Raw genomic sequence first — 21,402 nt, 5'->3', positions numbered from 1 at the left:
CGCAGCGGCCCTGGAACCCGGCGACGCGGTGGATCAGGTTGATTGAGTGAGCTTGAGAGGGGCTGCTGCGCAGCCCAGCGGGAGCAAGCTCCCTCGCCACAAAAGCTCAAAAGCTCAAAAGCTCAAAAGCTCAAAAGCTCAAAAGCTCAAAAGCTCAAAAGCTCAAAAGCATCCCGCTCGACCAACCGATTTGCTCTTGAATCTGACACTGATTCGAGGCATTCCCTTAACCCACGCCGTACCCAATTCCCCGTGGCGAGGGAGCTTGCTCCCGCTGGGCCGCGAAGCGGCCCTGGAACCCGGCGACGCGGTGGATCAGGTTGATTGAGTGAGCTTGAGAGGGGGCTGCTGCGCAGCCCAGCGGGAGCAAGCTCCCTCGCCACAAAAGCATCCTGTCACCAGCGTCTTCAGCCCTGCGCCTGCGCCTCTTCATGGGCCTGGCGCAGCCTTTCACGGCTGTTGGTCAGGTGCAAACGCATGGCCGCACGCGCCGCCTCGGAGTCCTGGCGGGCGATGGCGTCGTAGATCTCCTCGTGCTCACGGCTCAGGCGGTTCATGTAGCGCTGCTGGTCATCGTGGGCCAGGCGCGCCGAGTTCACCCGGGTACGCGGAATGATGCTGGTGCCCAGGTGGGTCATGATGTCGGTGAAGTAGCGGTTGCCGGTGGACAGGGCGATTTCCAGGTGGAAGGCGAAGTCCGAGGCCACCGCATCGCTGGCGTGGGCGGCGCTTTCGTTCAAGGCGTCGAGGGCGGCGCGCATGGCGGCCAGTTGCTCGTCGCTGCGCCGCTGCGCCGCCAACCCGGCGGATTCCACTTCCAGGCTGATGCGCAACTCCAGGATCGCCAGCACGTCACGCAAGGTGACCACGGTGGCCGGGTCGATGCGAAAACCGCTCGGGCTCGGCGTGTCCAGCACGAAAGTGCCGATGCCATGGCGGGTTTCCACCTGGCCGGCCGCCTGCAAGCGGGAAATCGCCTCGCGCACCACGGTTCGGCTGACGCCATGGGCTTCCATGATCGCCGACTCGGTGGGCAATTTATCGCCGCGCTTGAGCAGGCCGTCGCGAATCTGCTCGGTCAACACCGTCACCAGCTCCTGCGCCAGGCTGCGGCGCTTGCGGGGAAAGCGTGGTACTTCGATCGGGTTTTCCATGGGGCTGTGTCTCGGTAAACGGCTGAATGGCAACATCATAGCGCAACGTGGTTGTACGATCACCGTCCCACCGGACAGCCCTCGTTGAGGATGACCGTTGTGGCGAGGGGATTTATCCCCGTTGGGCGCAAAGCGCCCCATCAAATCACAGGCCCCAATCCAGACCAATCAAGGGGCTGCTACGCAGCCCAGCGGGGATAAATCCCCTCGCCACAACAATATTCGGCGATGGTCATCAAGCGGTCACAGTGCGCTCCACCAGTTGGCCATTTTCGATACGCACATGTCGCGGATGGAAACGTTTCAAACTGCTTCGGTGGCCAACGCTGACGATGCTCAAACCCGGCAACTGGTCGATCAGCGCCTGGTACAGCGTGGCTTCGTCTTCTTCATCCATCGCCGACGTGGCTTCGTCCATGTACAACCATTGCGGTGCATAAAGCAATGCACGGGCAAAGGCCAGGCGTTGTTGCTCGCCGGGCGAGAGCATGCGCTGCCAGTGGTTGCTTTCATCCAGCCGCGCAATCAGGTGCGGCAGGCGGCAGGTTTCCAGCACCTGGACATAACGTTCGTTGGGGTAGATATCGCCGGCCTGTGGATAACTCAATACCTCACGCAGGCTGCCAATCGGTAGATAAGGCTTCTGCGGCAGGAACAGGTAACGCGCGGCCGGAAGCCGGATCGTCCCGTGCCCCGCCGGCCACAGATGCCCCATCGCCCGCAGCAGGGTCGATTTACCACTGCCCGAACGGCCACTGAGCATCACCCGCTCGCCCGGTTCCACGGTCATGTCGGCGTTATCGAGCAGATGGCGACCATCGGCCAAGTCCAACCCCAAGTGCTGAACCTTCAACCCATCGCCCTGGTTTTGTACGTCAATGGCCGGCACGCGGTCTTCGTTGTCGCTCATGGCCTGGCGGAAACTCAGCAGACGATCGCAGGTGGCGCGCCACGCGGCGAGGTCGGCGTAGGCGCTGATGAACCAGCTGAAGTTCTCCTGCACATTGCCGAACGCCGAGTTGATCTGCATGAGCTCGCCCAATTGGATCTTGCCGGCGAAATAACGCGGCGCGGCGACGATGAACGGGAAGATGATCGCGATCTGGCCGTAGCCGGAGGTGAAGAACGTCAAGCGCTTGGACACCCGCATGATGTCCCAGAAGTTGTGCCAGACCAGGCCGAAACGCCCGCTCAGGCGACGGTTCTCGTTCGGCTCGCCGTTGTACAGCGCAATGCTCTCGGCGTTTTCACGCACCCGTACCATGGAAAAACGCAGGTCGGCTTCGAAGCGTTGCTGGTTGTTGTTCAGACCGATCAGGCGTCGGCCGATCAGGTGCGTCAGCCAGCTGCCCACCGCCGCATACACCAGCGCGCACCAGAACATGTAGCCCGGGATGGTGTAGCCGAGCACCTCGATGCTGCCCGACACGCCCCACAAAATGATCGAGAACGACACCAGGCTGACCACGGTGCGCAGCAATCCCAAGCCCAGGCTCAGGGTGTTGGTGGTGAAACTGTTGAGGTCTTCGGAAATCCGCTGGTCCGGGTTATCGGTGTAGCCGCCCTGCTCCAGCCGGTAATAGTTCTTGTCACTGAGCCAACGGGCGAAATGCTGCTCGGTGAGCCAGGCCCGCCAGCGGATGGTGAGCATCTGCGTGAGGTACAAGCGATAAACGGCGCCCAGGATCGCCACCGCCGCGATACCACAGAAGTACAGGATCAACTGCCAGAACGCCGCGCTGTTCTTCTCCTGCAGGGCGTTGTAGAAATCCTTGTACCAACTGTTGACCCACACCGAGATCGCCACGCTGAACAGCGAGAGTGCGATGACGGCGATCAACAGCGTCCAGGCCTTGCCCTTCTCCTCACTGCGCCAGTACGGCGTGGTCATTTGCCAGACACGGCGGAAAAACTGGCCGCGCACCGCGTCATTGACCGCGGAATATTCAGCGTTCTGATTCATGGTTAAGGCTCAATAGGGAAAAGAACTAGTGTCATGTTTCGCAAATACGTTTCTTTTTGACGAGTGGCTGTTGTCGTCAGGCAAGGCGCCGCGACGAGTCATAGCCCGCTATGGCGAGGAGCGGCGACGCAGCATGACGGCAACAGACGCCGTCAAAAAGGAACAGTATTTGTGATACATGACGCTGGGGCCGATCATAAAGCAACGGCCCGATGTGTCGCGAGGGTGGACAACACCTGTTCAGCGCAGGTTCAGCGACGCACGGGACGCTTTTGCAATTTGCGCTGCAACGTCCGCCGGTGCATGCCCAGGGCGCGGGCCGTCGCGGAGATATTGCCTTCGTGCTCGGTCAGCACCCGCTGGATGTGCTCCCACTGCAGGCGATCCACCGACATGGGGTTTTCCGGCACCAGGGTGTCGAGGTCGGCGTGCTCGGACAACAGCGCCGCCAGTACATCATCGGCGTCCGCCGGTTTGCACAGGTAATTGCAGGCACCGCGCTTGATGGCCTCGACCGCGGTGGCGATGCTCGAATAACCGGTGAGGATCACCACACGCATCTCCGGGTCCAGCTCCAGCAGCTTGGGCAGCAGCACCAATCCCGAATCGCCGTCCATTTTCAAGTCCAGGGCGGCGTAGTCCGGTAGGTCGGCCTGGGCGATGGTCAGGCCTTCTTCGGCAGAACCTGCGGTGCTGACGCGAAAACCGCGACGGGACATGGCCCGGGCCATCACGCGGGTGAACGTGGCGTCGTCATCCACCAGCAACAGGTGCGGCAGTTCTTCGCCGTCGACTTGGATCTCGTCACTCATATTCGTCTCCTCGGTCGGCATGGGGCAGGCGCAGCTCGGTGAGCGTGCCGCCTTCCTCATGGGGGTAGAGTTTCACCGAGCCGCCGGCGCGTGTCACGCTGGCTTTGCTCAAAAACAGGCCCAGGCCGAAACCTTTGCCCTTGGTGGTATAGAACGGCTTGCCGATCTGCTCGGCAATCGCCAGCGGCACACCGGCGCCGTGGTCGCGAATACTGATGGTCAGCTCATAGGCATTCCAATCCAACGCCACTTCCAGCCCTTCGGGGCAAGCGTCGGCGGCGTTGTTCAGCAGGTTCAGCAGCGCCTGGGTCAGGTCCGGCGGCGGCGCCATGCGCGGTACCACGCCCTTGCCCAGGCATTGGAAGCGATAACTGGCTTCCGGGCGCATCAGGTGCCAGCGGTTCAGGGCATCGTCGAGCCAGAAGGTGACTGCTTGCATGTCGATGTCCAGCCGGCGGTTGGCCTCGGCCGCGCGTACCAAGTATTGCAGCGTTTCCTTGCAGAGCTTGACCTGATCCTGCAACACGCTGAGATCTTCCTGCAATGCTGGATCATGATGATCCTGGCGCATCTCCTTGAGCAGCACGCTCATGGTCGCCAGCGGCGTGCCCAATTCATGGGCGGCACCGGCGGCCTGGGTCGCCACGGCCAGCAATTGCTCGTCCCGCAGGCCCTCTTCACGGCGAATGGCCCGCAGTTCTTCCTGGCGGCGCAGCTCCTCGGCCATGCGCGCCGCAAAAAACGTAATGACTGCCGCGGCCAGGGCGAAACTCAGCCACATGCCGTAGATCTGCAGGTTTTCCCGAGCGATGGGAAAGGTTTCCAGCGGGTAGAACCGCGCCAGCAACAAGGTATACAGCGCCAGGGCGATACCGGAAAGAATCAGCGAATAGCGCCACGGCAACGTCACCGCGGCGATGGTCAGCGGCACCAGGTAATAAGAGACGAAGGGGTTGGTGGAGCCGCCGGAGAAATACAGCAGCGCGCTGTGGATAAACAGGTCACAGGCCAGTTGCACGGCGTATTCAAGCTCGGTCACCGGCCACGAGGTGCGCAGGCGGACGGCCGTCAGCGCGCAGAGCACACTGGAACAGACCAGGGTGATCGCCAGTTGCAGCCAGGGCAGCGGCAGCAGGTCGAACCAATAGGCGAGCCCCACCGAGCCGGCCTGGGCCGCCAGGACCAGAATGCGGATGAATGTCAGGCGCCAGAGGTTCTGGCGAGAGGCGGATGTCATTTGCAAAGGGGCGAGCATGAGCTCTCCTGATGAGCGCTCCAGGCGAATCGCACGGAGTATAACCAAGGCGCGGGTTGCAGCGGCAGCTATGCGGCAAAGCGCCACAGTTCCAAATGTCACCTTTCCCCCTGTGGCGAGGGAGCTTGCTCCCGCTGGGCCGCGAAGCGGCCCCAACAGCAGCGACTCAATCTGTCTGACACACCGAGGTGTCAGGTTTGGGTCTGCTGCGCAGCCCAGCGGGAGCAAGCTCCCTCGCCACAGGGGATCTTCATTGGCTTCAGGTATCTGTATAGAAGTTGTAACTGTGCGAACCCACCCATAAAAGCTAGAGTCTTATCCTTCACGCAGGCCCGGACATCACCCCTGCGCCTCATCCCAAGGAGCTTTCATGCACACGTTCAGTCGCCCCGCTGCCCTGCTTGCCCTCAGCCTCGGCACCCTCGCCAGCCTGCCGGCCCTGGCCGCCGATGAGCTGCACTACAACCAGATTTCCCTGCGCGCCGAAGTCAGCCAGGAAGTGGCCCGCGACCTGATGATCGTGACCCTCTACACCGAAGAACAGAACACCGACCCGGCCAAACTCGCCGCTGCTGTCAGCACCACGGTGAACAAAGCCATCGGCCAGGCCAAAGAGGTCAAGGGCATTACCCTGCGCCAGGGCAGCCGTAACAGCTACCCGATATACGACAACAAGGGCCAGAAAATCACCGGCTGGCGTGAACGCGCCGAACTGCGTCTGGAAAGCGCAGACTTCGCCGCCCTGTCCAAACTCACCGGCGAGCTGCTGGGCGACATGAAAATGGGCGGCATGGACTTCGCCATCGCCACCGCCACCCGCCAGGGCAGCGAAGACGCCCTGCTCAAAGACGCCGTCAACGCCTTCAAGGCCCGCGCCCAGTTGGCCACCGAGGCCCTGGGCGGCAAGGGTTACAAGATCGTCAACCTGAACTTCAATACCAACGGTTATCCACAACCGTTCATGCGCCCGCAAATGATGATGAAAGGCGCGTCCATGGATGCGGAGTCCGTGACGCCTGACGTGGAAGCGGGCACCAGCAAGGTGACCATGACGGCGGATGGGGTGGTTGAGGTGTCGATGCAGTAATGATGGGCAGCGGCTCAGCCAGTTCTCTGCTGGCTGAACGCTAACCTCCAGCATCGGCGCTCCCCGTGGCGAGGGAGCTTGCTCCCGCTGGGCTGCGCAGCAGACCCAACCCCTGGCACCGCGGGGTGTCAGATAAATGCAGTCGCTGCTTTTGGGGCCGCTTCGCAGCCCAGCGGGAGCAAGCTCCCTCGCCACGGGGACGGTGCCCGACCTTAGGTGGGCGGGCAGGCCGAACTGGCCGGTGCCTCGACCTGATCCAACGCCTTGTCCACCAGCAACTGGCACAACTCCACCAACTGATGAATCCCCAACGCCACACTCCGGCGCGTGCCCTCCACTTCGAATGCCAGATCCTCGGCCATGGCTTTTATCGAGGCCAGGGTTTCGGAAGTGCTGGTGAGCAGCGTATCGGTGTCGGCCTTGGCGGTGACTGAGAACAGGCTGTCGATGCGTGGATCGGTGCTTGGCTCCGGTTTTTTTGGATTCAGGTAATGATCGAGGGCGCGCTCGGCGGCGGCGCGGTCTTTGAGTAGGTCTTCGATAGCCTCGAAGCCGGAAAGGGGATTGGTTATGTTGAACGGTGGGTCGGGGACTGACTTATCCATTGATTTGTACCTATTTAGTGATGAGGACCATCACTTGCCGTTTCTCACTCGGCAAAGTGGTGGCAGCTATGTGCAGGGGTGAGAAATCCGAGAATAGGTACTCGGCCAGACCGAGGCCTGCCCGCACACAGCCGCCATAATGCATCTATTACAGGCAGCGGATAAGCTGGCGGCAATTATGCAGGTACAGAGGCTGGATGCCTATTATTCGGGTTTCTCACGCCCGGTCGCTGAATGGCAGCGACAGGAAAAAGATTAGAGAGCCCACTTCCGAGGGACAACCTTAAAAGCTTGTCGGATGTTTCGTTCTGAGAAGCAGATCCGTCCGACACCCCTGAATGATTTATACAGCCTTCCGACCCATCGCAAACCCCGTGGCGAGGAAGCTTGCTCCCGCTGGGCTGCGCAGCAGACCCAACCCAGACACTGCGGTGTGTCAGATGTATGGAGCCGCTGCTTTTAGGGCCGCTTCGCGCCCCAGCGGGAGCAAGCTCCCTCGCCACAGGATGGGGCCAGACGAGGCGGAGGCGTATTGCTTCAAACGGTGAATCGGGTACATCCAAAAGAACCAGGCCGGCTATCAGGCCGCCTTCGCGAGCAGGCTCGCTCCCACAATTGGATCGGAGTACGACCGTGAGAGCCAGGTCGGCTATAAGGCCGCCTCGTCGAAAAGCGCTATACCCAAACCCAACAGCCCCCCTCACTTTTCGATATTTCCAACACCCCCACCCGCAACGCTACTCTCCTGAAAACCTCACCACCCCCAGGGGATTTCATGGACAGAACCACCTTCAAGCCCCTCCTGCTCACCCTAGCCCTGATCAGCAGCCCCTCAATCGCCCAAGCAGCCACCACCCTGGTCTACTGCTCCGAAGCCAGCCCCGCCGGGTTCGACCCCAGCCAATACACCAGCGGCACCGACTTCGACGCCTCGGCCGAAACCGTCTTCAACCGTCTCACCCAATTCAAGCGCGGCGGCACCGAAGTCGAACCCGGGTTGGCCACCAGTTGGGACGTGTCGCCCGACGGCCTGGCCTACACCTTCCACCTGCGCAATGGCGTGAAATTCCACACCACCGACTACTTCACCCCCAGCCGCGACTTCGACGCCGACGACGTGCTGTTCACCTTCCAGCGCCTGCTCGACCCACAGCACCCGTTCCGCCAGGCCTACCCCACCGAGTCGCCGTACTTCACCGACATGGGCCTGAACACCACGATCAAAAGCGTCGAGAAAATCGACGAGCACACCGTGCGCTTCAACCTGAACAACGTCGACGCCACCTTCGTGCAGAACCTGGCGATGAGTTTTGCCTCCGTGCAGTCCGCCGAATACGCGGCGCAGTTGTTGAAGGAAGGCAAGGCCGGCGACCTCAACCAGAAACCCATCGGCACCGGGCCGTTCGTGTTCAAGCGCTACCAGAAGGACTCGCAGATCCGCTACGCCGGCAACACGACGTACTGGAAACCCGAGGACGTGAAACTCGACAACCTGATTTTTTCCATCACCCCGGACGCCGCCGTGCGCCTGCAAAAGCTCAAGCGCGGCGAATGCCAGGTCAGTGGTTACCCGCGCCCGGCCGACATCGAAGTGATGGAGCAAGACCCAAACCTGCAAGTGCTCAAGCAACCGGGGTTCAACCTGGGTTTCCTGGCCTACAACGTCACGCACCCGCCCCTGGATCAGCTCAAGGTCCGCCAGGCGCTGGACATGGCCATCGACAAGCCGGCGATCATCAAGGCCGTTTACCAAAGTGCCGGACAACTGGCGCAAAACGCCTTGCCACCGGCCCAATGGTCGTTCGATCCCAATATCAAGGACGCGCCCCATGACGTGACCAAGGCCAAGGCGCTACTCAAGGAGTCCGGAGTTGCGCCCGGTACAACCATCGATTTATGGGCGATGACGGTGCAGCGCGCCTCCAACCCCAATGCGCGAATGTCTGCGCAGATGATCCAGCAGGACTGGGCCAAGATTGGCATCAAAGCCAACATCGTCAGCTATGAATGGGGCGAATACATCAAGCGCGCAAAAAATGGCGAACATGACGCAATGATTTACGGCTGGACCGGCGACAACGGCGACCCGGACAACTGGCTGGGTGTGCTGTACAGCTGCGCGGCGGTCAAGGGCAGTAACTACGCCAAGTGGTGCGACCCGGCGTATGACCAACTGATCCAGCAGGCCAAAGTCTCGACCGACCGCCAGCAACGGATCGATTTATACCGGCAAGCGCAGAAAATCCTCAAGCAACAGGTGCCGATCACGCCCATCGCTAACTCCACGGTCTTCCAGCCAGTAAACAGGAAAGTGGTGGATTTCAAACTCAGCCCATTCGGCCTGACACCCTTCTACGGCGTGGGTTTGACGAAGTAACACCCGAGCCAAACCGGTGCGCCGCGGCTGCGCGACGCACCGACAAAGGGCGATTTTGGCGCCAAAAAAACACCCGCAAACGGTCAACTGCGTCAGAAGTTACACGAATGCGACATTAAGGTACGTTCGTGCCACTGTTTCAGACTTGCAACCGCTCTGGATCTTGCATTGGGTATGGGGCCTGCATAAGTATCCGCAGGACGACTCACGAGGTCGCCCTCAAATCCAAAAATGACAACAAATCATGAGGCCAACATGCTTAAACAAGCGGTCATTCCGTTTTTAGTCGGCGCGAGCTTATTAGCCAGCGCACCTTTCGCCCAAGCCGCGACTAACCTGGTGTTCTGCTCCGAAGGGAGCCCGGCCGGTTTTGACCCGGGTCAGTACACCACCGGAACCGACTTCGACGCCTCCGCAGAGACCATGTTCAACCGCCTGACCCAGTTCGAACGCGGCGGCACCGCTGTGATTCCTGGCCTGGCGACCAAGTGGGATATTTCCGACGACGGCCTGACCTACACCTTCCACCTGCGTGAAGGCGTCAAGTTCCACACCACCCCGTACTTCAAGCCGACCCGCGAATTCAACGCCGACGACGTGCTGTTCACCTTCAATCGCATGATCAACAAGGACGACCCGTTCCGTAAGGCGTACCCGACCGAATTCCCGTACTTCACCGACATGGGGATGGACACCAACATCACCCAGATCGATAAAGTCGACGACCACACCGTCAAGTTCACCCTCAAGGATGTCGACGCCGCGTTCATCCAGAACATGGCCATGAGCTTCGCCTCGATCCAGTCCGCCGAATACGCCGCCCAGTTGCTCAAGGAAGGCAAGGCCCCCGACATCAACCAGAAGCCGGTCGGCACTGGCCCGTTCGTGTTCAAGAGCTACCAGAAAGACTCCAACATCCGCTACACCGGGAACAAGGACTACTGGAAGCCTGACGACGTGAAGATCGACAACCTGATCTTCGCCATCACCACCGACCCGTCGGTGCGCATGCAGAAGCTGAAGAAGAACGAGTGTCAGATCACCCTCTTCCCACGTCCGGCCGACCTCAAGGCGCTGAAGGAAGACAAGGCACTGAAGATGCCTGACCAGGCTGGCTTCAACCTGGGCTACATCGCCTATAACGTGATGGACAAGATCAAGGGCAGCAACGAGCCGAACGTGCTGGCCAACCTGAAAGTCCGCCAGGCGCTGGACATGGCGGTCAACAAGCCACAGATCATCGACTCCGTCTACCAGGGCGCCGGCCAGCTGGCGGTCAACGCCATGCCGCCGACCCAATGGTCCTACGACACCACCATCAAGGACGCCAAGTACGACCCTGAGAAAGCCAAGGAGCTGCTCAAGGAGGCCGGCGTCAAGGAAGGCACCAACATCACCCTGTGGGCGATGCCGGTCCAGCGTCCGTACAACCCGAACGCCAAGCTGATGGCCGAGATGCTGCAGTCCGACTGGAAGAAAATCGGCCTGAACGTCAACATCGTCAGCTACGAATGGGGCGAGTACATCAAGCGCTCCAAGGGCGGCGAGAACCAGGCGATGATCATCGGCTGGAGCGGTGACAACGGTGACCCGGACAACTGGCTCAACGTGCTGTTCGGCTGCGACTCGCTGGCCGGCAACAACTTCTCCAAATGGTGCGACAAGAAATTCGACGGTCTGGTCAAGGAAGCCAAGCGCACCACCGACCAGGCCAAGCGCACCGAACTGTACAAACAGGCACAACACGTCCTCAAGGATGCCGTGCCCATGACACCTATCGCTCACTCGACGGTGTATCAACCCATGCGCGCCAACGTGCAGGACTTCAAGATCAGCCCATTTGGCTTGAACTCCTTCTACGGCGTCAGCGTCAGCAAATAAGGTGACCCGTGGCGAGGGAGCTTGCTCCCGCTGGGCTGCGTAGCAGCCCCTTTTGCAAGCGCGATGGCAATGTACCCACAACGCCATCGCGAGCAGGACTCGCTCCCACGGCATGCCGTTGCTTTAAGCCAAGACTCAGGAAATCGCCTACATCCAAAAGCACTGCATACCACAGCAGTTGGTTTAGGACGTATCGCCTTTTCCCACAAGTCTTTCAGGCATTACGCATTTACCGCCTGGCCCACGACTCCTACCGTCGGGGCCTGGACGGCTTGCTGATCCTGCGGCATCGCGACGCAATGGAATGAGCTCAGTGTTCCGGGTCCCCGGAAGGACAGCGGTTCACTGTTAAAACACCCCGAACGAGAGAGGGAGCGTCATGCGCCATACCTTGGTTTTATCCGCATTGCTGGGCACCGGCCTGTTGGCCGCCACATCCGCTGCCCAGGCCGCTGGCGGCAGCCTGGTATTCTGTTCCGAAGGCAGCCCTGCCGGTTTCGACACCGCGCAATACACCACGGCCACCGACAACGATGCCGCCGAACCGCTGTACAACCGCCTGGCCGAGTTTGAAAAAGGCGCGACCAATGTCGTCCCCGGCCTGGCAACCAGCTGGGACATTTCCGAAGACGGCTTGAAGTACACCTTCCACCTGCGCGAAGGGGTGAAATTTCACACCACCGACTACTTCACGCCGACCCGGGAGTTCAACGCCGACGACGTCCTGTTCACCTTCAACCGCATGCTCGATCCGCAGCATCCGTTCCGCAAGGCCTACCCCACCGAGTTCCCGTACTTCAACGGCATGAGCCTGAACAAGAACATCGCCAAGGTGGAAGCGACCGGGCCGTTGACCGTGGTCATGACCCTCAACAGCGTGGACGCCGCGTTCATCCAGAACATCGCCATGAGTTTTGCCGCGATCCTCTCGGCCGAATACGCCGACCAACTGCTCAAGAACGGCAAGCCGAGCGACATCAACCAGAAGCCGATCGGCACCGGGCCGTTCGAGTTCAAGAGCTACCAGAAAGACTCCAACATCCGCTACGTCGCCAACCAGCAGTACTGGGCGCCGGAGCGGGTCAAGCTGAACAACCTGATCTTCTCCATCAACACCGACGCCTCGGTGCGGGTGCAGAAGCTCAAGGCCAACGAATGCCAGGTCACCCTGCATCCGCGTCCGGCCGACGTACCAGCCTTGAAGAACGACCCCAAGTTGCAACTGATCGAGAAGCCCGGTTTCAACCTCGGCTACATCGCCTATAACACCCGCCACAAGCCGTTCGACCAGGTCGAAGTGCGCCAGGCACTGGACATGGCGGTAAACAAGCAAGGCATTCTCAACGCCGTGTACCAGGGCGCGGGGCAACTGGCGCAGAACGCTATGCCGCCGACCCAATGGTCCTACGATGACACCATCAAGGACGCTCCCTACAACCCGGAAAAAGCCAAGGAATTGCTCAAGGCCGCCGGGGTCAAGGAAGGCACCGAAATCACCCTCTGGGCCATGCCCGTGCAGCGCCCGTACAACCCCAACGCCAAGTTGATGGCCGAGATGCTCCAGGCCGACTGGGCCAAGATCGGCCTGAAGGTGAAGATCGTCAGCTACGAATGGGGCGAGTACATCAAGCGCACCAAGAACGGCGAGCATGACGTCAGCCTGATCGGTTGGACCGGCGACAACGGTGATCCGGACAACTGGCTGGGCACGCTGTACAGCTGCGATGCCATTGGCGGCAACAACTACTCCATGTGGTGCGACCAGGATTACGACAAGCTGATCAAGCAGGCCAAGGTCGTCACCGACCGCGACCAGCGCACCGTGCTCTACAAACAGGCCCAGCAGTTGCTCAAGCAGCAAGTGCCGATCACCCCTGTTGCCCATTCGACGGTCAACCAGCCGCTGAGTGCCAAAGTCGAAGGGTTCAAAGTCAGCCCCTTCGGTCGCAATGTCTTTTCGGGCGTCAGCCTGAACCCATAACCGTTAGCCACACAGCGCGGGCTTCCTTTGGAAGCCCCGTGCCGACGTCTTGCCGCAATTTGCCGATCAGGCGCCAAGCAAACGTTTGCAAGCTGTGAATGAGTTGTAAACCGATAGCCGGATCACCCAAAAAGACCGGCATAAAAAAGCAAGAAAAGGAGCGTTACGGATGAAATTGAGCAGCACCGCGATACTGGCCTTGGCCATCAGCAGCGTTACCGCGACGGCGTATGCAGAGCAACAAAGCCAGGCTTTCGTACCGACCGAACTGGCAAGCACCAGCGCCCAATCCGAAGCCAAGGGTTTTCTCGATGGCCAAAGCCTGGGGGGCACCACGCGCAACTGGTACGCCAATGAACTCCTCAAGCGAGGTAACTTCAGCTATCAGAAGCACGGTGAGACACGCCCCACCGATCGCCGCATCAACTGGGTGCAAGGCACTATTGTCAACTACACCTCGGGGTTCACTCAGGGCACCGTAGGTTTCAGCACCGAAGTCGCGGCTTACAACGCGGTGGTACTGGACCGTAGCCGCAAAGACATTGCCAACGGCGGCAACCGTACGCTGGCGGAGAACAACGGTGATGCCGTGGATCAGTGGAGCAAACTGGGCCTGGCCAACATCAAGGCTCGTGTATCCAACACCACCCTGACCGCCGGACGCCAAAACTTCAGCACGCCAATTGTCGATGTCATCGGCAACCGCGCACTGCCCTCAAGCTTCGAAGGTGTGAGCCTGCATAGCGAAGAGTTCAGCAATCTGTCGTTCGATGCCGGCGTGTTTGATCGCGTATCGCCGCGTACCGAACAGAGCCTGTCGAAATTCCGCTCCGAGTACACCGACAACAAGGCCGAAACCGACAAGGTCAGCGTCGTCGGCCTGAACTATCAGCCGCTCGAGAGCCTGAAGACCAGCCTGTACGCCTCTAAGGTCGAAGACTTCTGGAACCAGTACTATTTCGGCGCCACCCACGAACTGGGAGACGCTTCAGTGTTAGCGTTGACCACCGGCTTGAACTATTACAAGACCGTGGACGAAGGCAAAAAAGAGATGGGTGAGATCGACAACGACACCTTCTCCCTGTCGCTGGGCCTGACCCATCAGGCCCATAGCCTGACCTTCTCCTACCAGGCCGTGAACGGTAACGAATACTTCGACTACCTGCACGAGACCAACGGCATCTACCTGGCCAACTCCCTGCTGTCTGACTTCAACGGCCCGAACGAAAAATCCTTCCAGATCGCCTACGGCATCAACATGGCGGAATACGGCGTACCGGGGCTGAAGTTCAACATTTACCGTGCTCGCGGTTGGGGCATCGACGGCACCCATTACACGGGTACCGCCTATGACGTTCGCGGCCTGGACGATGAGAATCACTACGAAACCGGCGTGGGCGCTTCCTACGCGGTACAGAGCGGTCCTTTGAAGGCCACGGCGATTCGTGCGACCTACACTGAGCACCGCTCCAGCCGCAACCAGCTCGACGGCAGCATCAACGAGTTCCGTCTGGTCACCACCATCCCGTTCAACATTCTCTAAACTGCCACCGGGCGGTCGACTCACAAGGTTGACCGCCCGGTCTTTTGCCATTGACCCGATTGCAGAGGATTGACGATGAACATGAACCCCCTACGCGCCGCCATCGCCGCCGCATTGCTGAGCGTCGCCGTTGGCGCCACGGCCAAACCCCTGGTGGTTTGCACAGAAGCCAGCCCGGAAGGCTTCGACATGGTCCAATACACGACTGCAGTCACCGCCGACGCCGTGGCGGAAACCATTTTCAATCGCCTGGCCGATTTCAAGCCCGGCACCACCGAAGTGATTCCGGCCCTGGCCGAATCCTGGGACATCAGTGACGATGGCCTGACGTACACCTTCCACCTGCGCAAGGGCGTCAAGTTCCACACCACCGAATACTTCAAGCCGACCCGCGACATGAACGCCGACGATGTGGTCTGGAGCTTCCAGCGCCAGCTGGACCCGAATCACCCGTGGCACAAACTGTCGAGCGTGGGCTTCCCTTACTTTGAGAGCATGGGCTTCAAGGAACTGCTCAAAAGCGTGGAGAAAGTCGACGAACACACGGTCAAGTTCAGCCTGACCCGCCGCGAAGCGCCGTTCCTGGCCGACATCGCCATGGCCTTCTCCTCGATCTACCCGGCCGAATACGCCGACCAGTTGCTCAAGGCCGGCAAGGCCGGCGATCTCAACAGCAAGCCAGTCGGCACCGGCCCGTTCGTCTTCCAGCGCTACAACAAGGACGCCCAGGTTCGCTTCAAGGCCAACCCGGACTACTTCCGTGGCAAGCCGCCAGCCGATGCGCTGGTATTGGCCATCGCCACCGACAACAACGTGCGCATGCAGAAACTCAAGACCAACGAGTGCCAGATCGCGCTGTACCCCAAGCCCGACGACATCCCCAGCATCAAGAAAGACCCGAACCTGAAGGTCACCGAGCTGGACGCGATGACCGTTTCCTACACGGCCCTGAACACCAGCCACAAATACATGAGCGACGTGCGGGTGCGCAAAGCCATCGACCTGGCCTTCGACAAGGAAGCCTACGTCAACGCGCTGTTCGGCAAGGGCAACGCCACCGTGGCGGTCAACCCGTACCCACCGACACTGCTGGGCTTCAACCATGATCTGAAGAATCCGACCCGCGATCTGGACAAAGCCCGCCAGTTGCTCAAGGAAGCCGGCGTGCCGGAAGGCACCGTGTTCACCCTGTTCACCCGCAACGGCGGCGGCCCGACCAACCCCAACCCGATGCTCGGCGCGCAGATGATGCAGGCGGACCTGGCCAAGGTCGGGATCAAGGTCGACATCCGCGTGATGGAATGGGGCGAAATGCTCAAGCGCGCGAAAAACGGCGAGCACGACATGGTGTCCGCCGGATGGGCGGGCGACAACGGCGACCCGGATAACTTCCTGACGCCTATGCTCAGTTGCGAGGCCGCCAAGAACGGCGAAAACTACGCGCGCTGGTGCAACGAGAAATTCCAGGCGCTGATCGACCAGGCCCGCGCCACCGTGAACCCCGAGGAGCGCGCGAAGCTCTATGAACAGGCCCAGGTGATTTTCAACCAGGACCAACCGTGGATCAGCATGGCCCACACCCGCATGTTCACGGCAATGCGCAACAACGTAGAGGGTTATGTGATTAGCCCGCTCACCACCAACAACTTCGCCACCACCCAGGTGAAGTAGATAAGAAAACGCCCGGCATCCTTTATCGAGGGCTGCCGGGCACGCCTAACCGGCTGATGAGGTACACCTGAAGATGTTTAGTTTTATTGCCCGCCGACTGGGATTGTTGATCCCCACGTTCTTCGGCATCACCTTGCTGACCTTCGCGTTGATTCGCATGATCCCCGGCGACCCCGTGGAAGTGATGATGGGCGAACGTCGGGTCGATCCCGAAATGCATGCTCAGGCAATGGAACGCCTTGGCCTCAATAAACCGCTGTATGCCCAGTACCTGGACTACATCGGCAAACTGGCCCAGGGCGATCTCGGCGAATCGCTGCGTACCCGTGAAAGCGTATGGACCGAGTTCAGCTCCCTGTTTCCCGCGACCCTGGAACTGTCCATGGCCGCCCTGTTGTTCGCCGGTATCCTGGGCCTGCTGGCCGGGGTGATCGCGGCACTCAAGCGAGGATCCCTGTTCGACCATGGGGTAATGGGCGTCTCCCTGGCGGGTTACTCGATGCCAATCTTCTGGTGGGGCCTGATCCTGATCATGTTCTTCTCGGTGTCCCTGGGCTGGACCCCGGTGTCCGGGCGGATCGACCTGCTCTACGACATCGAGCCGAAAACCGGCTTCATGCTGATCGACACGCTGTTGGCCGACGAGCCAGGCGCGTTCCTCGATGCCCTGCACCACCTGATCCTGCCGGCCATCGTGCTGGGCACCATTCCGCTGGCGGTGATCGCCCGCATGACCCGCTCCTCGATGCTCGAAGTGCTGCGCGAAGACTACATCCGCACCGCCAAGGCCAAAGGCCTGTCGCCGTCGCGCGTGGTGTTCGTGCATGGCCTGCGCAATGCGCTGATCCCGGTGCTGACCGTGGTCGGCCTGCAGGTCGGCACGCTGCTGGCCGGTGCGGTCCTGACCGAAACGATCTTCTCCTGGCCGGGCATCGGCAAGTGGCTGATCGAAGCCATCGGCGCCCGGGACTATCCCGTGGTGCAGAACGGCATCCTGTTAATCGCCTGCCTGGTGATTCTGGTCAACTTCGTCGTGGACATCCTCTACGGCTTTGCCAACCCACGCATCCGTCACCAGCGCTGAGATCAAAACCATGAGTACTCCAACTACCGCGGTAGCAGTCGATCAAAGCCTGCTGTACCCATCCCCGTACAAAGAATTCTGGCACGCGTTTTCCCGCAACAAGGGCGCCGTGGCCGGGTTGCTGTTCATGATCCTGATCGTGTTCTGCGCGCTCTTCGCGCCGTGGGTCGCGCCTCACGACCCGAGCGAGCAGTACCGCGACTTTCTGCTGACGCCGCCGGCCTGGCTTGAAGGCGGGCAGATCCAGTTCCTGCTGGGCACCGACGAACTGGGCCGCGATTTGCTGTCACGGCTGATCCAGGGTTCGCGCCTGTCGCTGCTGATCGGCTTGTCGTCGGTGGTGATGTCGCTGATCCCGGGCATCCTGCTGGGGCTGTTCGCCGGGTTCTTCCCGCGCATCCTCGGCCCGACCATCATGCGCCTGATGGACATCATGCTGGCCCTGCCTTCGCTGCTGCTGGCCGTGGCGATTGTCGCCATCCTCGGCCCTGGCCTGATCAACACCGTGATCGCCATCGCCATCGTCTCGCTGCCGTCCTACGTGCGCCTGACCCGCGCCGCGGTGATGGGTGAGCTGAACCGTGACTACGTGACCGCCGCCCGCCTGGCCGGTGCCGGCCTGCCGCGCCTGATGTTCATCACCGTGCTGCCCAACTGCATGGCACCGCTGATCGTCCAGGCGACGCTGAGCTTTTCCTCGGCGATCCTCGACGCCGCCGCCCTGGGCTTCCTCGGCCTGGGCGTCCAGCCGCCGACCCCTGAGTGGGGCACCATGCTGGCCTCGGCCCGCGACTACATCGAACGCGCCTGGTGGGTGGTGAGCCTGCCTGGCTTGACCATTTTGCTCAGCGTGCTGGCAATCAACCTGATGGGCGACGGTTTGCGCGATGCGCTGGACCCGAAACTCAAGAATGCCGCCTGAGGAGATTCCCATGTCACTGCTAGAAATCAAGAATCTCAACGTTCGCTTCGGCGACGCCACCGCCGTCCCGGTGGTCGACGGCCTCGACCTGACCGTGGAAAAAGGCGAAGTGCTGGCCATCGTCGGCGAATCGGGCTCGGGTAAATCCGTGACCATGATGGCGCTGATGGGCCTGATCGAGCACCCCGGCATCGTCACCGCCGACGCGCTGAACTTCGACGGCAAGAACATGCTCAAGCTGAGCAACCGCCAGCGTCGGCAGATCGTCGGCAAGGACTTGGCGATGGTCTTCCAGGACCCGATGACCGCGCTCAACCCCAGCTACACCGTGGGCTTCCAGATCGAAGAAGTGCTGCGCCTGCACCTGAAGATGTCCGGCAAGGCCGCCCGCAAGCGCGCCATCGAACTGCTGGAAAAAGTCGAGATCCCCGGCGCTGCCAGCCGCATGGACGCCTACCCGCACCAACTGTCCGGCGGCATGAGCCAGCGCGTGGCGATTGCCATGGCGATTGCCGGCGAGCCGAAACTGTTGATCGCCGACGAACCGACCACTGCCCTGGACGTGACCATCCAGGCGCAGATCATGGACCTGCTGCTGGCCCTGCAAAAAGAACAGGACATGGGCCTGGTGCTGATCACCCATGACCTGGCCGTGGTCGCCGAAACCGCCCAGCGCGTGTGCGTGATGTACGCCGGCCAGGCCGTGGAAGTGGGCAAGGTGCCCGAGCTGTTCGACATTCCGGCCCACCCGTACAGCGAAGCACTGCTGGCGGCGATTCCGGAGCACAGCATGGGCGCCGAGCGCCTGGCGACGCTGCCGGGCATCGTGCCCGGTCGCTACGACCGTCCGCAGGGTTGTCTGCTGTCGCCGCGCTGCCCGTACGTGCAGGATAACTGCCGCGTACAACGCCCCGCCCTTGATCCGAAAACCGCCAGCCTCGCCCGCTGCTTCTACCCGTTGAACCAGGAGGTGGCGTGATGGCCGTCGTACTTACCGCCCGTGACCTGACCCGTCATTACGAAGTGTCCCGCGGCATGTTCAAGGGCCATGCGACCGTTCGCGCCCTCAATGGCGTGTCGTTCGAATTGGAGGCCGGCAAGACCCTGGCCGTGGTGGGTGAATCCGGTTGCGGCAAATCCACCCTGGCCCGGGCCCTGACGCTGATCGAGGAACCGTCCGCCGGCTCCCTGAAAATCGCCGGCCAGGAAGTCGCCGGCGCCAACAAGGCCGAACGCAAGCAACTGCGCAAAGATGTACAGATGGTATTCCAGAGCCCTTACGCCTCGCTCAACCCACGGCAGAAGATCGGTGATCAACTGGCCGAGCCGTTGTTGATCAATACCAAGCTGTCAGCGACTGAGCGGCGCGAAAAAGTCCAGGCGATGATGAAGCAGGTGGGCTTGCGTCCTGAGCATTACCAGCGCTACCCGCACATGTTCTCCGGCGGCCAGCGCCAGCGTATCGCCCTGGCCCGCGCCATGATGCTGCAACCCAAGGTGCTGGTGGCGGACGAACCGACGTCGGCGTTGGACGTGTCGATCCAGGCCCAGGTGCTCAACCTGTTCATGGATTTGCAGCAGGAGTTCAACACCGCCTACGTGTTCATTTCCCACAACCTGGCGGTGGTACAGCACGTGGCCGACGACGTGATGGTGATGTACCTCGGTCGTCCGGTGGAAATGGGCCCCAACGAGTCCATCTACAGCCGCCCGCTGCACCCATACACCCAGGCGCTGCTGTCGGCCACCCCGACCATCCACCCGGACCCGAACAAGCCGAAGATCAAGATCGTCGGCGAACTGCCCAACCCGCTCAACCCACCGTCCGGCTGCGCCTTCCACAAGCGCTGCCCGTACGCCACCGAGCGCTGCAAGACCGAAGAACCGGCGTTGCGGCCACTCGATAACCGCCTGGTGGCGTGTCACTACGCCGAGCGGTTCCTCGACGGCGCGGCGTAAGGCAAAAGGCAAATAGAGCACTTGTGGCGAGGGAGCTTGCTCCCGCTGGGCCGCGAAGCGGACCCTCTTTTTTGGGCCTGCTGCGCAGTCCAGCGGGAGCAAGCTCCCTCGCCACAGGGGTAAGTCTTCGCTTTGGATTATGCGCCCTGCATGAAAAACCCCTCCAGCCCAGACTGAGTCTCAGTTGGGGCTGGAGGGGTTTTCTTCAGGTCAGAGATCTACGTCTGGCTATCGCTCTCTTCACCCTCTTCATCCTCATCACCGTCCGGCGGATCGACGGGCGAACCATCATCATCCTCACCATCGTCCGGATCACCGGCGTCCGCATCGGTCGCGGCAAGCATCAACTCACCCTGAACTACCGAGCCACTCGACGCGTGCTGCTCATGCTCATCACATTCAGCCCATGCCGCGGTAGACCCCAGGGACAGCATCACCAAAACCTTCAGCAAAAACATCATGCGTAGAAACATGTTCATAGCCAATTCCTTCTTTTCCGGATGAAGCCGGGGCCTGACGGCGCTTAAGAAAATCTAGTTCTGAACAGGCCGGTTCACCAGATAGGACGCTCGATAACCGTTAGAAATGCCACCACGCGACAGATTGGTTTCGAATAAGTGTTATCTCCAAACCAACTAACACCCAACATTCCATGCGGGAGCGGGCTTGCTCGCGAAGAGGCCGGCACATTTAACATCCTGGCATGATGACCCACCGCTATCGCGAGCAAGCTCGTTCCCACAAGTGAGTGGCTTATGGACGAGACCCGGAGGATCGAGTAGGAGGCGGATTTGCATCCGCCGTCCTCTCACACCACCGTACGTACGGTTCCGTATACGGCGGTTCAGGTTATGCAGATAAGCCGTTGATCGTGTCCAGTATCGAGACCAGTCCGAGTTGGTTCCACAGTTTCTTCGGCAGCGCCTGATTCATATGCGACGCCCCCGAGTTCCACCATGGGCCGCGGCCATTCGACGTTGACTTGCAGGCACGAGCTTCGCCAAGCCCCAAGCGCATTAAGTTGCGCGCCCTCGTCGAGGGCTGCTTCCATTGGCGCCAGATGGCACACCGAAGCTTACGTCGTACCCATCCGTCCAACTCCTCAAGT

General features: G+C 60.8%; 17 protein-coding genes. 10 read left to right on the top strand and 7 right to left on the bottom strand.

The genetic code is table 11. The features are described 5' to 3' along the window. Window positions 1-407: 407 nt before the first annotated feature. From BLO97_RS22800 to BLO97_RS22785, 4 genes are all read right to left on the bottom strand, one after another. Window positions 408-1,154 carry a FadR/GntR family transcriptional regulator gene (locus tag BLO97_RS22800; RefSeq protein WP_003197797.1) on the bottom strand — a complete coding sequence of 249 codons (747 nt, stop codon included), beginning with the start codon at window positions 1,152-1,154 and terminating at the stop codon, window positions 408-410. 235 nt (window positions 1,155-1,389) lie between these two features. Continuing rightward, window positions 1,390-3,117 carry an ABC transporter ATP-binding protein/permease gene (locus BLO97_RS22795; RefSeq protein WP_063322938.1) on the bottom strand — a complete coding sequence of 576 codons (1,728 nt, stop codon included), beginning with the start codon at window positions 3,115-3,117 and terminating at the stop codon, window positions 1,390-1,392. A 251-nt stretch (window positions 3,118-3,368) separates the two neighbouring features. Further along, a complete protein-coding gene (locus tag BLO97_RS22790; protein ID WP_003177957.1) occupies window positions 3,369-3,929 on the bottom strand; it encodes a response regulator transcription factor in 561 nt (186 codons plus the stop codon). Further along, window positions 3,922-5,184, bottom strand: a complete 1,263-nt coding sequence (locus BLO97_RS22785) for an ATP-binding protein (RefSeq protein WP_092149047.1) — start codon at window positions 5,182-5,184, stop codon at window positions 3,922-3,924. Before BLO97_RS22785 ends, BLO97_RS22790 begins: the two co-directional genes overlap by 8 nt. Before the next feature lie 370 nt (window positions 5,185-5,554). Here BLO97_RS22785 and BLO97_RS22780 point away from each other — a divergent pair, with 370 nt between their 5' ends. Continuing rightward, window positions 5,555-6,271 carry an SIMPL domain-containing protein gene (locus BLO97_RS22780; protein WP_092224258.1) on the top strand — a complete coding sequence of 239 codons (717 nt, stop codon included), beginning with the start codon at window positions 5,555-5,557 and terminating at the stop codon, window positions 6,269-6,271. Between the two features lie 212 nt (window positions 6,272-6,483). On the opposite strand, the gene BLO97_RS22775 is transcribed toward BLO97_RS22780, so the two are convergent. Continuing rightward, window positions 6,484-6,876, bottom strand: coding sequence for a DUF6124 family protein (locus BLO97_RS22775; RefSeq protein WP_092348325.1), 393 nt, complete (start codon window positions 6,874-6,876; stop codon window positions 6,484-6,486). Window positions 6,877-7,651: 775 nt separating this feature from the next. Here BLO97_RS22775 and BLO97_RS22770 point away from each other — a divergent pair. The 9 genes from BLO97_RS22770 to BLO97_RS22730 all read left to right on the top strand — a co-directional run bounded on the left by BLO97_RS22770 (window position 7,652) and on the right by BLO97_RS22730 (window position 20,294). Beyond that, window positions 7,652-9,253 (top strand): ABC transporter substrate-binding protein, encoded by a 1,602-nt coding sequence (locus tag BLO97_RS22770; RefSeq protein WP_092348323.1) that lies wholly within the window; start codon window positions 7,652-7,654, stop codon window positions 9,251-9,253. Window positions 9,254-9,508: 255 nt separating this feature from the next. Next, entirely contained in the window at window positions 9,509-11,134 is a 1,626-nt protein-coding gene (locus tag BLO97_RS22765) for an ABC transporter substrate-binding protein (RefSeq protein WP_092348321.1), read from the top strand. A 379-nt stretch (window positions 11,135-11,513) separates the two neighbouring features. Beyond that, complete coding sequence (locus BLO97_RS22760; protein WP_092348319.1) at window positions 11,514-13,115, top strand: ABC transporter substrate-binding protein; 1,602 nt, start codon at window positions 11,514-11,516, stop codon at window positions 13,113-13,115. A 169-nt stretch (window positions 13,116-13,284) separates the two neighbouring features. Then, a complete protein-coding gene (locus tag BLO97_RS22755) occupies window positions 13,285-14,658 on the top strand; it encodes an OprD family porin (protein WP_092146072.1) in 1,374 nt (457 codons plus the stop codon). Between the two features lie 75 nt (window positions 14,659-14,733). Further along, entirely contained in the window at window positions 14,734-16,329 is a 1,596-nt protein-coding gene (locus BLO97_RS22750; protein ID WP_092146074.1) for an ABC transporter substrate-binding protein, read from the top strand. A 73-nt stretch (window positions 16,330-16,402) separates the two neighbouring features. Beyond that, entirely contained in the window at window positions 16,403-17,413 is a 1,011-nt protein-coding gene (locus BLO97_RS22745; RefSeq protein WP_063322947.1) for an ABC transporter permease subunit, read from the top strand. Between the two features lie 10 nt (window positions 17,414-17,423). Continuing rightward, window positions 17,424-18,335 (top strand): ABC transporter permease subunit, encoded by a 912-nt coding sequence (locus tag BLO97_RS22740; RefSeq protein WP_063322948.1) that lies wholly within the window; start codon window positions 17,424-17,426, stop codon window positions 18,333-18,335. A 10-nt stretch (window positions 18,336-18,345) separates the two neighbouring features. Further along, window positions 18,346-19,314 carry an ABC transporter ATP-binding protein gene (locus BLO97_RS22735; protein WP_092146076.1) on the top strand — a complete coding sequence of 323 codons (969 nt, stop codon included), beginning with the start codon at window positions 18,346-18,348 and terminating at the stop codon, window positions 19,312-19,314. Beyond that, window positions 19,314-20,294 (top strand): peptide ABC transporter ATP-binding protein, encoded by a 981-nt coding sequence (locus tag BLO97_RS22730; RefSeq protein WP_092224268.1) that lies wholly within the window; start codon window positions 19,314-19,316, stop codon window positions 20,292-20,294. The genes BLO97_RS22735 and BLO97_RS22730 overlap by 1 nt, the downstream gene beginning before the upstream one ends. Window positions 20,295-20,512: 218 nt before the next feature. On the opposite strand, the gene BLO97_RS22725 is transcribed toward BLO97_RS22730, so the two are convergent. Together BLO97_RS22725 and BLO97_RS22720 are read right to left on the bottom strand one after the other, a co-directional pair. Next, on the bottom strand, window positions 20,513-20,773 hold the full coding sequence (locus BLO97_RS22725; protein WP_063322960.1) for a hypothetical protein: 261 nt from the start codon (window positions 20,771-20,773) through the stop codon (window positions 20,513-20,515). Between the two features lie 370 nt (window positions 20,774-21,143). After that, a partial coding sequence (locus BLO97_RS22720) for a group II intron maturase-specific domain-containing protein (protein ID WP_305882564.1) occupies window positions 21,144-21,402 on the bottom strand: 259 nt, incomplete at its 5' end.

Source organism: Pseudomonas sp. NFACC05-1 (genome assembly GCF_900100135.1).
Lineage (GTDB): Bacteria > Pseudomonadota > Gammaproteobacteria > Pseudomonadales > Pseudomonadaceae > Aquipseudomonas > Aquipseudomonas fluorescens_Q.
This window is presented reverse-complemented; position numbering and strand designations above follow the sequence as displayed.

Coding starts and splice junctions, on each gene's coding strand:
- BLO97_RS22800 (WP_003197797.1), bottom strand. CDS start 1,154: ATGGAAAACCCGATCGAAGTACCACGCTTTCCCCGCAAGCGCCGCAGC.
- BLO97_RS22795 (WP_063322938.1), bottom strand. CDS start 3,117: ATGAATCAGAACGCTGAATATTCCGCGGTCAATGACGCGGTGCGCGGC.
- BLO97_RS22790 (WP_003177957.1), bottom strand. CDS start 3,929: ATGAGTGACGAGATCCAAGTCGACGGCGAAGAACTGCCGCACCTGTTG.
- BLO97_RS22785 (WP_092149047.1), bottom strand. CDS start 5,184: ATGCTCGCCCCTTTGCAAATGACATCCGCCTCTCGCCAGAACCTCTGG.
- BLO97_RS22780 (WP_092224258.1), top strand. CDS start 5,555: ATGCACACGTTCAGTCGCCCCGCTGCCCTGCTTGCCCTCAGCCTCGGC.
- BLO97_RS22775 (WP_092348325.1), bottom strand. CDS start 6,876: ATGGATAAGTCAGTCCCCGACCCACCGTTCAACATAACCAATCCCCTT.
- BLO97_RS22770 (WP_092348323.1), top strand. CDS start 7,652: ATGGACAGAACCACCTTCAAGCCCCTCCTGCTCACCCTAGCCCTGATC.
- BLO97_RS22765 (WP_092348321.1), top strand. CDS start 9,509: ATGCTTAAACAAGCGGTCATTCCGTTTTTAGTCGGCGCGAGCTTATTA.
- BLO97_RS22760 (WP_092348319.1), top strand. CDS start 11,514: ATGCGCCATACCTTGGTTTTATCCGCATTGCTGGGCACCGGCCTGTTG.
- BLO97_RS22755 (WP_092146072.1), top strand. CDS start 13,285: ATGAAATTGAGCAGCACCGCGATACTGGCCTTGGCCATCAGCAGCGTT.
- BLO97_RS22750 (WP_092146074.1), top strand. CDS start 14,734: ATGAACATGAACCCCCTACGCGCCGCCATCGCCGCCGCATTGCTGAGC.
- BLO97_RS22745 (WP_063322947.1), top strand. CDS start 16,403: ATGTTTAGTTTTATTGCCCGCCGACTGGGATTGTTGATCCCCACGTTC.
- BLO97_RS22740 (WP_063322948.1), top strand. CDS start 17,424: ATGAGTACTCCAACTACCGCGGTAGCAGTCGATCAAAGCCTGCTGTAC.
- BLO97_RS22735 (WP_092146076.1), top strand. CDS start 18,346: ATGTCACTGCTAGAAATCAAGAATCTCAACGTTCGCTTCGGCGACGCC.
- BLO97_RS22730 (WP_092224268.1), top strand. CDS start 19,314: ATGGCCGTCGTACTTACCGCCCGTGACCTGACCCGTCATTACGAAGTG.
- BLO97_RS22725 (WP_063322960.1), bottom strand. CDS start 20,773: ATGAACATGTTTCTACGCATGATGTTTTTGCTGAAGGTTTTGGTGATG.